Here is a 12,073-nt window from a genome sequence, read left to right on the forward strand (position 1 = left end):
TTTTTAATCTACAAGATAGAATAGAGAGCCAATTGGCTCTCTATTTGTATATGCTCTATGTCTATTCATCTCGTTATCATTGATGCTCTCAACCTCATTCGCCGCGTGCACTCTGCACAACCGGACCCAAATGATATTGCCCGTACGAGCACAACCACGACTCGTACCCTAAATCGAATCATAAAAGAGGCAGAGCCAACACACATGATTGCGGTATTTGACCATCACGAACAAGACCGTGGCTGGCGAGCAGAAGTCATTCCGAGCTATAAAGAAAACCGAAAACCAATGCCTGAACCTCTACTCAAAGGGCTCGAGCAGATCCAAGAAGCATGGTGGGAGTTGGGTATTGATTCACTTCTATCTGAGGGTGACGAGGCAGACGATCTCATCGCTACCTTAGCCATGAAAGTCGCTAATCATGGCGAAAAGGTCACGATAGTTTCTACCGATAAAGGCTATTGTCAGATCCTCTCCCCTACTTTGCAGATTCGAGATTACTTCCAACACCGTTGGCTTGATGCACCATTCATCGAAAAAGAATTTGGTGTAAAACCACATCAACTTTCTGACTATTGGGGACTCACCGGGATTAGTTCAAGCCAAGTCTCAGGAATACCTGGCGTAGGGCCTAAAGCGGCAAAAGAGATTCTTACTCAGTTTGACAATATTGAAGAGGCTCATGCATCTGAAGAGCTTGCTAAAAAATACCGCAAAAAGTTTGATGAGCATATTGAGATTGCAAGGAAGAGTAAGCAAGTAGCGGCGCTTAAGACCGATATTGAGCTTGGGTTTAATTTGCAGGATATAAGGTTTGAGCAAAGCTAGAGAGCTAGAGAGCTAGAGAGCTAGAGAGCTAGAGAGCTAGAGAGCTAGAGAGCTAGAGAGCTAGAGAGCTAGAGAGCTAGAGAGCTAGAGAGCTAGAGAGCTAGAGAGCTAGAGTTTTGAGGGTTGGCGTAAACACGTCAACCCTTTTTTGACATCTTAAGTGTAAGGTAACTTGAATCTCGATATCTAGTTTTCCAGCAGCGGAGCGAACGAGTTATCTAGGATCAAAGTACTCTTAATATCTTAGTGTGGCGAGATATTCGACAAACACTGAATATGAACCGTAATCTCTTCACGGTCATGATATAGGTGCTTGGCCTGCATCTTAAACTTCACCTTATTCTCGATAAGGAACATTTTTAGGTTTTCGATATCTTGCAGAACTTCGTCGTAGCGACCTTTCATTGGTAGCTTAAGGTTAAATAGTGCTTCTTTCGCCCAGCCTTTAATGATCCACTCACCCATTAGGTGCGCAACACGTGCTGGCTTCTCGACCATGTCACATATGATCCAGGTTACGTTCTTACGGTCTGGTTCAAACTTAAATCCATCCACCATATGGTGTTTAATTTGACCTGTTTCCATCAAGCTGTCAGCCATCATTCCGTTATCAACACAGTGAACAAACATAGAACGCTTCACTAGTTGATAGGTCCAACCACCAGGACATGCACCTAAGTCTACGCCCCACATACCCGGAGCCAAGCGCTCGTCCCACTCATCGCGTGGGATAAATACGTGGAAAGCTTCTTCAAGTTTCAGCGTTGAACGGCTTGGTGCATCCGCTGGGAACTTCAGACGCGGGATACCCATAAAGAACTTAGAGTTGTTACCTGGTAAAGAGTAACCAACAAAACAGTGACCCGGCGCAACGAAACAAACGTGCAGCACTGGCTTCTTAGGGTTGTCATTCTTAAACAATAACCCCTTGCCACGAAGTGCTTGGCGTAGCGGCACAGTGAACTTACGGCAGAACTTAAGCAGCTCTTTTGCTTCATTGGTATCTGGTGTTTCGATACGAAGGTCGCCACACATTGGCATATCTTCAATATCAGCCAACTCAGAAAGAATTGGCGAGATGCGATCTTCCGATGGTAAATCGACAAACTCAGCTGCAACGGCAAACATCTGACGGGCAAAGATCAAAGATTGGAAATCCAAGCCTTTTACCAGTTTCGCTGCATCACCTTCTTGGTAGCATTCAAACAGAACGTATCCCGAGTTGCTCTTAACACGAGGGAAACCATACACTTCCAGTTGCGTGGCTTTATCTTGGATTTCACCCGCACACTCTTTTTCAAATCCAGAGCGGCAATAAAGTAGTAAATGTTTCACTGAGTTTCCTTAGGTAATCGTCAATGCTGCTTTGATGAACAGTGCCCAACCGAGCATAAAGAATAGTCCACCAAGAGGGGTAATAGGGCCAAACCATTTCACTCCAGTGATAGCGAGCAGGTACAGGCTACCGCTGAAGAAAAGGATGCCGATAATAAAGCAAATTGCCGCGTAGCAAAACCATTTGTGGGCATTAATTGTCCTGGTTACTAGAATCAGTATCGCGCTCGCCACTATCGCAAACGTATGGACGAACTGATAAAGCACCCCAGTTTCAAAAACACCAATCAAGTATGGTGATAATGATGCTTTAAGGCCATGTGCAGCAAACGCTCCTAATGCCACACCACTGAGACCAAATACGCCTGCGATTGAGAGTAGTATTTTAGGAGACAACATTAACCTTGCTCCTGATTGTCAAAACAATGGTTGATAAATGACGTTAAGCGTTCAACAGTGAAGGTGATATTTTGTTCATAGGTAAAACCAGAGCGCTTACGTGGTGAAAAGCTATGGTCTCCATCATTAATCCATTCAACCGTTACTTTATCTGAGAGCGAATATTCACTGACTTCCTCACGATTGCCGAAGGTGTCTCGCTCTCCTTGAAGAATTAGGGTTGGCTTAGAAATATCGGCTAGGTGCTCTCCCTTGAACTTATCCAACTTCTTCGGAGGATGAAATGGAAAACCTAGGCATGCCACACCGAGTACCTGATCATGCTCGAAGCTTAGACTGGCCATCCGTCCGCCCATCGACTTACCGCCTATTACTACTTTTCCTTGTTGTTGCTCAATTATCTTCGCATAGGCTTCTAACAACTTTGGCGCTCTATCAGGTGGCCGGCGCTTACCATCAATAGCGCGCTTTGCCATATAGGGAAAATCAAAACGCACCACTCGGATGCCGTTATCACTCAACCCTTTCGCCACATCTTGCATGAACTCATGGTCTTTACCAGCGCCCGCACCATGGGCAAACACAAAGGTACGAGTGTGTTCATCACCATCGACAATTACAGGCAGCTCAATCTCATCACTCATCAAACATATCCTCCTGCTCACTTTGCGCCTTCGCAATCATCCAATCCCTAAAGGTCGCAATACGACCCATGTCGGCTTGCTTATCGTGACAAACGACATAAAAGGCGTTCTTGCTCACCAGCACCTCATCAAACGGCGCAATCAAACGCCCAGCTTCAATTTCTGGCTGTGCCAATACGTTGTTGCCCAAAGCAACGCCTTGGCCGTGTGCCGCAGCTTGGAGCACCATAGTCGAATGACTGAAGATCGGTCCATGGTTCACATTCACACCATCAATCTCATTCTGTTTCACGAACTGTTTCCATGCTTTTCGTGAGGTGTCATGAAGTAACGTATGCTGCCCCAAATCAGTGAGAGATTCTAATGGCTTACTGCCCAACAAAAGACTCGGTGAACACAAAGGAACTAAATACTCTTGGTAAAGTTTGTCTGCACGAAGCCCAGGCCAATTACCTCGACCATAGTAAATCGCGACGTCTACATCATCCGTTAATGAGCCTTCGTCCATATCCACAGCTTTGATTCGAACATCAATGTCTGGCTCTTGCGCATTAAAGTCGGCTAAACGAGGCACCAACCATTGAATGGCAAAACTCGGCTGCATACTGATTGTTAAGGCCCCTTTCTCACTGCGCTCTAATACTTTATCAGTAGCCTCGGAAAGTGAGGTGAAGATGTCTTTAATATCAAGAAAATAACTCTGCCCTTCCTCAGTCAAAAGTAATGAGCGATTACGACGACGGAATAATTTAAGCGATAAGAACTCTTCAAGAGACTTAATCTGATGACTCACTGCTGCCTGAGTAACAAACAACTCTTCAGCAGCTCGGGTGAAACTAAGATGACGCGCCGCCGCTTCGAACACACGCAGCGAATTTAGAGGGGGAAGACGTCTGGACATTTCCTGCAAACCAACCATTAGTTTTATTTATGCGAAACATTATAAATTGTCCGTTGTTTTACAGCCAGAGAAATTCTATATTTCTCTCCGCGGTGATGGCCTGAACGGCTTAACTTCCTCTGAAGTTAATTGGCTGTCTTACCGTAATGTTGTGTTTGCAAGCTCGTATTTCGAGTTCGGTAGAGTTCTACCACAATGCAACGTCCTTCTGTGACGGTGCATTTACTTCCTGTTTTTGACTTGTCTGTCAGATTTTTAACACCGCCTTTATGGCGGTGTTTTTTTATGCGTAAGAGCTAGAGAGCTAGAGAGCTAGAGAGCTAGAGAGCTAGAGAGCTAGAGAGCTAGAGAGCTAGAGAGCTAGAGAGCTAGAGAGCTAGAGAGCTAGAGAGCTAGAATTTTGAGGGTTGGCGTAAACACGTCAACCTTTTTTAACGTCTAAAGGTAATTGAATCTAGATATCTAGTTTTCCAGCAGCGAAGCGATCCTGACTATCTTGCACAAAAAAGCGCAAACCGAACGAACGATTTGCGCTTCTATTCAAGCCAGTACTTTGACTTTAGCTACCTACGGGCGGTAAACCTTCACATTGCTGTAGCCTTGCTCTTGCAGGTATAGTGCCTGAAGACGGCTCATTACACCACGGTCACAGTACAGTAGGTACTCTTTAGACTGGTCTAGATCACCGAACTTAGTGCTTAGTTTGAAGAATGGGATGTGAACAACTTCGACACCATCGATCTCTAGAGGGCTTTCGTCCTCTTCTTCCACACTACGGATATCGAGGACAGTCGCATCGTTACCTACCGATTGAACTTGTTCAACTTCTGGCGCTTGCTCTTGACTCTCTTTCTCGATATCACGGATGTCCATCATGCGAGAGTCAGCAACAACTTGCTCTAGTACAGCAAAATCAAACTTCGCTTCTTCACGTTCAAGCTTCTCTTTTACTGCTTTTACTGTTGGCTTCTTGGAGATAACGCCACAGTACTCAGGCATTGTCTTAGCGAAGTCTTCAGTACCGATTTCACGAGCAAGATCGATAATGTCTTCTTTATCCCAGTTGATAAGAGGACGAAGAATCAACGTATCGGTCACGCCATCGATATGGCGCAGGTTCGTTAGCGTCTGGCTTGATACTTGACCTAGCGCTTCGCCGGTTACCAGTGCTTCAATACCGTACTTTTCCGCCAGCATACCACCAGCACGCATAAACATACGCTTCAGTACCACGCCCATTTGGCCGTCATCCACTTTCTCGAGAATTTCAGCGACAACAGGTTCAAAGTCCACAGACAAGAACTTCACTTTCGCTGAAGAGCCGTATTTGTTCCAAAGGAAGTGAGCAACTTGCTTAACACCGATCTCGTGAGCAGGGCCACCTAGGTTAAAGAAGCAGTAATGCGTTTTAGAGCCGCGCTTGATATGTAGGTAACTTGATACACCAGAGTCAAAGCCACCAGAAATCAGGCTCAATACATCTTCTTGCGTGCCAAGAGGGAAACCACCTAAACCTTTGTGACGAGCAATGATTTGGTTTAGCTTGTCATTCGCAATTTCAACCTTAACCGTCACGTCAGGATCTTTTAGCTTCACGCGAGCTGAATCTACCGCTTGGTTTAGACCGCCACCTACGTAACGCTCCAGTTCGATAGAGGTAAAGTCGTGCTTACCACGACGCTTTGCACGTACAGAGAAAGTCTTGCCTTCAATATCTGCACGGCTACGCTCTAGTACTTGTTCAAAGATATTGTGAAGATCAGTAAACTCAGATTGCTGAACTTCTAGAATATGGTGAATACCCGGAGTTTGCGTCAGGATCTCTAGTACTTCGTTGTAGTATTTATCACTCTCAGAAGTCACTTCAATATGATCTCTACGGTTGAATACCGCCACAGACTCCGTTCTGCGTTGAATGATGATACGAATGTTACATTCAAGAATTCTCGTAAAGCGTTTACGAACTGATTCACTTTTTACAAAAATTTCTGGATGTGGCTTAACAATAAATTTCATAATTTCTTCGCAGTTTAAGGACGGCCTACACTTTGTTCTCGAGAACAAAACTCTGACCATCTCAATCAAAATTCATTTAATTCGTTCTTATCTAAATAGACGTTCGATAAGAAAGGCGCAAGATTATACATGAATTGAATCAAAAATAACAAAGCGCCAGTGTATTTCTACGCTGGCGCTTTTCTAAAGGATTAACTCGATTACTGGTCGAGGGAGCGAACTTCTTCGCTGTATATGGGTTTGCCCTGCATCACATGGATTTCCACACGGCGGTTTAAGGCACGTTGCGCTTCAGTATCATTCGGCCCCAGAGGTTCGGTATCTGCCATACCGCGAACCCGGAGTCGTTGATGGGCAAAGCCATCGACTTTCTCCATCTCATGAGCAACAGATACAGCGCGCTGAGAAGAGAGATCCCAGTTAGAGCGATACAGTTCAGAATCGAGAATCGAGTTGTCGGTATGGCCTGAGACCTGAATAATTCCAGGAACATCTTTGACCATATCGGCAATCTGACGGACAAGAGGACGGAACTTAGGCTGCAAGAAAGCAGAACCCGCCGGGAATGCCCCCTTCTCACGAATGCGAATAACGAACTGTTGGCCAAGGTTTTCTAGCTCAATAGCACCCTCATCAATCTCTCGTTCAAGCGCTTTCTTGATACTCTCCATCACCGTTTCCATCTCTTCAGACATGGCTTCGGATTGCTGCTGTTCCATATCAGATTCAGAGCTTTGGTTATTTTTGGTTGCTGTATCGGCAGTTTGACCACCAGTCAACTTACCTTTATCACGCTGAGTACCACCAGCACGATCGGACTCACCTTCATGGAACTCAACAGTCTGCTGAGTAATATCGATGGTTTGCTGCATGATTACATCAATAGGCGTTGGTTCTGGGCGACCAGGACGGAATTCCATTGCGATAATACTCGTTCCCTTTGGAATATCTTTGACTTCCAAGCGGTTTTGCACACCAAAAGCGAACTTCATTGAACCAGCAATCTGTTTAAACTTAAGCACATCCATTTCGGAAAATGAGAGTAGAAGTACAAAGAAACACATTAACAGCGACATCAAATCAGCGAATGTTCCCATCCACTGAGGAAGACCGGGAGGTGGACATTTAGCTTTTTCTTCTTCCATTAACCCACCCTCCTATTAATCAACAGCGTCAAGTACACGCTTGCCTTCATTGAGGTAGTTTTTCAGGTAACCATCGATAACGCGAGGGTTTTGACCATCTTGGATTGCAAGCACGCCATCCATAATGAGGCGTCGGTTAAGCTTCTCTTGCTCACGACGAAGCGACAGCTTGTCGGCAATAGGGAAGAAAACCATGTTAGACAGGATTGCACCATAAAGCGTGGTCAAAAGTGCTACCGCCATCGCTGGACCGATTGATTTAGGATCATCCATATTGGAAAGCATAGCAACCAGGCCAACCAATGTACCGATCATTCCCATTGCCGGCGCAACATCACCAAAAGCACGAAATACAGCAGAACCAGCCTCATGACGTTCATCCGTTAGAGCAATATCTTTTTGCATCGCAGAACGAACAACATCCGCGTCATGACCATCAACTAACAAGTCGATGCCTTTTTGCATAAAGCTATTGGTGATTTCCATCTCTTCAAGCGCAAGGAAGCCACCTTTACGAGCTGCATCCGCCATCTCAACCACTTTAGCGATCAGATCTTCTGGAGTGTCCGTTTTAAACATAAAGGCTTTGGCCGCGATCTTAGCTGCACCAAAGAACTGCCCCATAGTAAATTTCATCATTACAACAAACAGCGAACCACACACAACGATCAAAATAGATGTTGTGTCGTAGAACATGCCTAGACTGCCACCTAAGATCATCGCCATGATTACAAAGGCAAAGCCACCGATTAGGCCAAGTAACGTTGCTAAATCCACAAAGCACTCCTCATGCTGTTTGTTCTTTTACGCTCTGTGCGTGAATACTTTATTTATCGACCGATTCAAAGGATCTTTAACAAAAAATTGAGCACAGCGTCTCATAAAAATAAACTGTGTCTATCTATCGCCCCAAAAGCGTCATTATTTATATCACCTCAACTGCGAGATATCATTACGCCACTTATATTTGTTCGACTTTTTATAACAAAACTGAGCGGTTAAATTTGACCAAGTGTACGGGCTAATGTAACTTTCGAGCATCCCTCACTATCGTGAATTATTATGGCGACGAAAAAACCAGAAAACATGACATTTGAAGCGACTATGGATGAGCTTGATACTCTGGTCGATCAACTTGAAAGCGGCGATCTAGCCCTTGATGATGCGTTGAAAAAATTCGAACGTGGTATTGCATTGGCGCGTGCAGGACAGACCAAACTAGGGGAAGCAGAGCAACGCGTTGCGATTCTTCTAAGCAATGATGACAACGCCCCTCTGAGTGAGTTTACTCCAGACGAGTAATGCGACCTGCAACCTCTCTCAAAGCAATTTTCATAACAAAGAATCCAATAGTATGAACAACACTTTATTGCACTATCAACAACGCAATAATCAGCAGCTTGAACAATGGCTAGACCAAATCCCTCTGCAAACTGAGCGCCTCGTCGAAGCGATGCGTTACGGCTTGCTATTGGGCGGCAAACGTGTACGCCCCTTCTTGGTTTACATCACGGGTAAGATGTTAGGTTGTGATGATCACCAACTCGACACACCCGCTTCTGCGATTGAATGTGTTCATGCTTACTCTTTGATCCACGACGATCTTCCTGCAATGGATGATGATGATCTTCGTCGTGGCCAAACCACTTGTCACATCAAGTTTGATGAAGCTACGGCGATTCTAACCGGCGATGCACTGCAAACACTGGCTTTTACTATCCTTGCCGAGGGTGAGCTTGCTCCTGAAGCAGAAATCAACCGTATAAAAATGGTGAAATCACTGGCGCAATCTTCTGGTGCTCAAGGAATGTGTATTGGCCAATCATTGGATTTAGCCGCAGAAGGCAAACAGGTTTCTCTGAATGAACTAGAGCGTATTCACAAGAATAAAACCGGAGCTTTGCTAAAATGTTCAATACAGCTTGGTGCTCTTGCTGCTGGTTCAAAGGGTGAAGAAATCCTTCCACAGTTAGAGCGTTATGCCGAGGCAATTGGCCTGGCTTTCCAAGTCCAAGACGACATTTTGGATATCATCAGCGACACCGAAACACTAGGGAAACCACAAGGTTCTGATCAAGAGCTTGATAAAAGCACTTACCCAGCCCTTCTTGGTCTAGATGGAGCGCAACAAAAAGCCAACGATTTGTTAAACGAAGCGCTTCTTGCTTTACAAGCAATCCCGTACAATACCCAGTTACTTGAAGAGTTCGCCAGATACGTTGTCGAGCGAAAGAATTAAAAAAGACAAATATGACTCTTGATATTTCGAAGTACCCAACTCTTGCATTGGTAGACAATCCGGAAGAGTTACGCACCTTACCAAAAGATACACTGCCTAAGCTGTGCGATGAACTACGTACTTACCTTTTAAATTCAGTAAGTCAGTCAAGTGGACACCTTGCTTCTGGATTGGGCACGGTTGAATTAACCGTTGCGCTGCACTATGTGTACAACACCCCATTTGACCAGTTGGTTTGGGACGTTGGCCATCAAGCGTACCCACATAAAATCCTGACTGGTCGCCGTGACCAGATGTCGACTATCCGTCAAAAGGATGGACTTCACCCGTTCCCATGGCGTGAAGAGAGCGAGTACGACACGCTTTCTGTCGGCCACTCATCGACATCCATCAGTGCCGCACTAGGCATGGCTATCAGTGCTGGTAAGGAAGACAAGGATCGTAAGGTTGTTAGTGTCATTGGTGATGGCGCTATTACAGCGGGTATGGCATTTGAGGCAATGAACCACGCAGGTGACGTTCACCCAGATATGCTGGTGATCCTCAACGACAACGAAATGTCGATCTCTGAGAATGTTGGTGCACTAAACAATCATCTTGCTCAAGTTCTCTCGGGTAACCTATACACTTCTATCCGTGAAGGTGGCAAGAAAGTACTCTCTGGTGTTCCACCAATTAAAGAGCTAGTACGCCGCACTGAAGAACATCTCAAAGGCATGGTCGTCCCAGGTACCATGTTTGAAGAACTCGGCTTTAACTACATTGGCCCTATCGACGGTCATGATGTTAATGAGCTGGTTAAAACGCTCAAGAATATGCGTAACCTAAAAGGTCCGCAATTCTTGCATATCATGACTAAGAAAGGCAAAGGCTACGCACCTGCTGAAAAGGATCCTATTGGCTACCACGGTGTACCTAAGTTCGACCCAGCAGAATCAAAACTGCCAAAAAGCACAGGTGGCAAACCAAGCTTCTCGAAGATCTTTGGTGACTTCCTATGTGATATGGCAGCGCAAGATCCAAAGTTGATGGCAATCACTCCAGCGATGCGTGAAGGCTCAGGTATGGTTCGTTTCTCGAAAGAGTTCCCTGAGCAATATTTTGATGTTGCCATCGCAGAGCAACACGCCGTAACTCTTGCTACTGGTATGGCGATCGCGGGGAATAACCCTATCGTTGCTATCTACTCAACCTTCTTACAACGTGGCTACGATCAGCTAATTCATGATGTCGCTATCATGAACTTACCGGTCATGTTTGCGATCGATCGAGCGGGCTTGGTTGGCGCCGATGGTCAAACTCACCAAGGTGCATTCGACCTCAGCTTTATGCGTTGTATTCCGAACATGGTTATCATGGCACCGAGTGATGAGAATGAATGTCGCCAAATGCTGTACACCGGCCACAAACACAATGGTCCTACCGCTGTTCGATACCCACGCGGTAATGGCATGGGCACTGAGATTGAACAAGAATTCACGCCACTAGAAATTGGTAAAGGACGCGTAGTTCGTCAAGCTGATGAAAATCAACAGAGCGATAAAGTGGCTATCCTGAGCTTTGGTACCTTCCTAGAAAGCGCTTTAGAGGCCGCAGACAAGCTAAACGCAACCGTTGCTGACATGCGCTTTGTCAAACCTCTCGATGAAGCGCTCATTCGTGATCTTGTTGCATCGCACGATGTCATCGTGACCCTAGAAGAAAATGCTATCGCGGGTGGTGCCGGTGCAGGTGTTATCGAGTTTATGATGCAAGAAAAACTGCTGAAACCTGTGCTCAACCTTGGCTTGCCAGATGAATTTGTGGCTCAGGGTACACAACAAGAGCTTCACAGTGAGCTTGGCTTAGATGCGGAAGGCATTGAGAAGTCAATTCGCGACTATATAGAGCTAGAGAGCTAGAGAGCTAGAGAGCTAGAGAGCTAGAGAGCTAGAGAGCTAGAGAGCTAGAGAGCTAGAGAGCTAGAGAGCTAGAGAGCTAGAGAGCTAGAGAGCTAGAGAGCTAGAGAGCTAGAGAGCTAGAGAGCTAGAGACAAAATAGGGGTTGACGTGAAAGCGTCAACCCCTATTTTTATCTTTGGCACTAAAAATCTAAATATCTAGTTTTCGAGCAGCAAAACGAACTAGTTATCTAACTGACGAAGTCTGTTCAAGTTCTTGAGCCAGCAACTAACCTTCTAACTCGCCTAACATAGGTGCATCGTAGTTATTTGGTTCATCGGTGTAGATACACACGTTAAACTTATCAACCAGACCAGTCTCAGCGACACACTGCTCTTGGAAGAAGGCTTTGATCTCTTCACGCTGACAGTGTGCTTCAAACGCTTCGTTGTCCGCCCAAATCTCATTGAATGCGATTGGGTAGCTCTCACCTTCGGCAAATGGTGTTTGGATATGACGAGTTACCGTATATTGCAGACAGCCATCTTCACGCATTGTATTCGGCTCTAGCGCTTGTAATACTTTAAATAGCTCATCCAGTTTGCCTTCTTTTGGCAAAAACTGGGCGATGCAATAAACCTTCTTAGACATAATTTTCTCTTTGTTTTTTTTAGGATTTATAGAAC

General features: G+C 45.4%; 12 protein-coding genes. 4 read left to right on the plus strand and 8 right to left on the minus strand.

Going from position 1 to position 12,073, the window contains the following annotated elements:
* Nucleotides 1–57 precede the first annotated feature (57 nt).
* Entirely contained in the window at nucleotides 58–828 is a 771-nt protein-coding gene (gene xni / locus DPF91_RS06210) for a flap endonuclease Xni (RefSeq protein ID WP_117233564.1), read from the plus strand.
* A 243-nt stretch (nucleotides 829–1,071) separates the two neighbouring features.
* On the opposite strand, the gene rlmM is transcribed toward xni, so the two are convergent.
* The 7 genes from rlmM to pomA all read right to left on the minus strand — a co-directional run bounded on the left by rlmM (nucleotide 1,072) and on the right by pomA (nucleotide 8,045).
* Complete coding sequence (rlmM, locus tag DPF91_RS06215) at nucleotides 1,072–2,163, minus strand: 23S rRNA (cytidine(2498)-2'-O)-methyltransferase RlmM (protein ID WP_117233565.1); 1,092 nt, start codon at nucleotides 2,161–2,163, stop codon at nucleotides 1,072–1,074.
* Between the two features lie 9 nt (nucleotides 2,164–2,172).
* Nucleotides 2,173–2,559: a DUF423 domain-containing protein gene (locus DPF91_RS06220; protein WP_117233792.1), complete on the minus strand. Its 387-nt coding sequence runs from the start codon at nucleotides 2,557–2,559 to the stop codon at nucleotides 2,173–2,175.
* Between the two features lie 2 nt (nucleotides 2,560–2,561).
* Nucleotides 2,562–3,206, minus strand: a complete 645-nt coding sequence (locus tag DPF91_RS06225; RefSeq protein WP_117233566.1) for an alpha/beta family hydrolase — start codon at nucleotides 3,204–3,206, stop codon at nucleotides 2,562–2,564.
* Nucleotides 3,199–4,107: a transcriptional regulator GcvA gene (locus DPF91_RS06230; protein WP_117233567.1), complete on the minus strand. Its 909-nt coding sequence runs from the start codon at nucleotides 4,105–4,107 to the stop codon at nucleotides 3,199–3,201. The genes DPF91_RS06225 and DPF91_RS06230 overlap by 8 nt, the downstream gene beginning before the upstream one ends.
* A gap of 567 nt (nucleotides 4,108–4,674) precedes the next feature.
* Nucleotides 4,675–6,123 (minus strand): tRNA uracil 4-sulfurtransferase ThiI, encoded by a 1,449-nt coding sequence (gene thiI / locus DPF91_RS06235; protein WP_117233568.1) that lies wholly within the window; start codon nucleotides 6,121–6,123, stop codon nucleotides 4,675–4,677.
* A 200-nt stretch (nucleotides 6,124–6,323) separates the two neighbouring features.
* Complete coding sequence (locus DPF91_RS06240) at nucleotides 6,324–7,268, minus strand: flagellar motor protein MotB (RefSeq protein ID WP_117233569.1); 945 nt, start codon at nucleotides 7,266–7,268, stop codon at nucleotides 6,324–6,326.
* 15 nt (nucleotides 7,269–7,283) lie between these two features.
* Nucleotides 7,284–8,045, minus strand: coding sequence for a flagellar motor protein PomA (pomA, locus tag DPF91_RS06245; protein ID WP_117233570.1), 762 nt, complete (start codon nucleotides 8,043–8,045; stop codon nucleotides 7,284–7,286).
* Between the two features lie 285 nt (nucleotides 8,046–8,330).
* Here pomA and xseB point away from each other — a divergent pair, with 285 nt between their 5' ends.
* Genes xseB through dxs form a run of 3 tightly spaced genes read left to right on the plus strand, consistent with a single transcriptional unit; the run spans nucleotide 8,331 to nucleotide 11,408 of the window.
* Complete coding sequence (gene xseB, locus DPF91_RS06250) at nucleotides 8,331–8,570, plus strand: exodeoxyribonuclease VII small subunit (protein WP_117233571.1); 240 nt, start codon at nucleotides 8,331–8,333, stop codon at nucleotides 8,568–8,570.
* Nucleotides 8,571–8,622: 52 nt separating this feature from the next.
* Nucleotides 8,623–9,507, plus strand: coding sequence for a (2E,6E)-farnesyl diphosphate synthase (gene ispA, locus DPF91_RS06255; protein ID WP_117233572.1), 885 nt, complete (start codon nucleotides 8,623–8,625; stop codon nucleotides 9,505–9,507).
* 11 nt (nucleotides 9,508–9,518) lie between these two features.
* Nucleotides 9,519–11,408 (plus strand): 1-deoxy-D-xylulose-5-phosphate synthase, encoded by a 1,890-nt coding sequence (gene dxs / locus DPF91_RS06260; RefSeq protein ID WP_117233573.1) that lies wholly within the window; start codon nucleotides 9,519–9,521, stop codon nucleotides 11,406–11,408.
* A gap of 267 nt (nucleotides 11,409–11,675) precedes the next feature.
* Here the strand turns inward: dxs and DPF91_RS06265 are convergent, their stop codons facing one another.
* On the minus strand, nucleotides 11,676–12,038 hold the full coding sequence (locus DPF91_RS06265) for a putative quinol monooxygenase (protein WP_117233574.1): 363 nt from the start codon (nucleotides 12,036–12,038) through the stop codon (nucleotides 11,676–11,678).
* Nucleotides 12,039–12,073: the final 35 nt, after the last annotated feature.

The sequence above is a fragment of the Vibrio maerlii genome (assembly GCF_003415655.1).
Taxonomy (GTDB): Bacteria; Pseudomonadota; Gammaproteobacteria; order Enterobacterales; family Vibrionaceae; genus Vibrio; species Vibrio maerlii.

Coding starts and splice junctions, on each gene's coding strand:
- xni (WP_117233564.1), top strand. CDS start 58: ATGTCTATTCATCTCGTTATCATTGATGCTCTCAACCTCATTCGCCGC.
- DPF91_RS06225 (WP_117233566.1), bottom strand. CDS start 3,206: ATGAGTGATGAGATTGAGCTGCCTGTAATTGTCGATGGTGATGAACAC.
- DPF91_RS06230 (WP_117233567.1), bottom strand. CDS start 4,107: ATGTCCAGACGTCTTCCCCCTCTAAATTCGCTGCGTGTGTTCGAAGCG.
- thiI (WP_117233568.1), bottom strand. CDS start 6,123: ATGAAATTTATTGTTAAGCCACATCCAGAAATTTTTGTAAAAAGTGAA.
- DPF91_RS06240 (WP_117233569.1), bottom strand. CDS start 7,268: ATGGAAGAAGAAAAAGCTAAATGTCCACCTCCCGGTCTTCCTCAGTGG.
- xseB (WP_117233571.1), top strand. CDS start 8,331: ATGGCGACGAAAAAACCAGAAAACATGACATTTGAAGCGACTATGGAT.
- ispA (WP_117233572.1), top strand. CDS start 8,623: ATGAACAACACTTTATTGCACTATCAACAACGCAATAATCAGCAGCTT.
- dxs (WP_117233573.1), top strand. CDS start 9,519: ATGACTCTTGATATTTCGAAGTACCCAACTCTTGCATTGGTAGACAAT.
- DPF91_RS06265 (WP_117233574.1), bottom strand. CDS start 12,038: ATGTCTAAGAAGGTTTATTGCATCGCCCAGTTTTTGCCAAAAGAAGGC.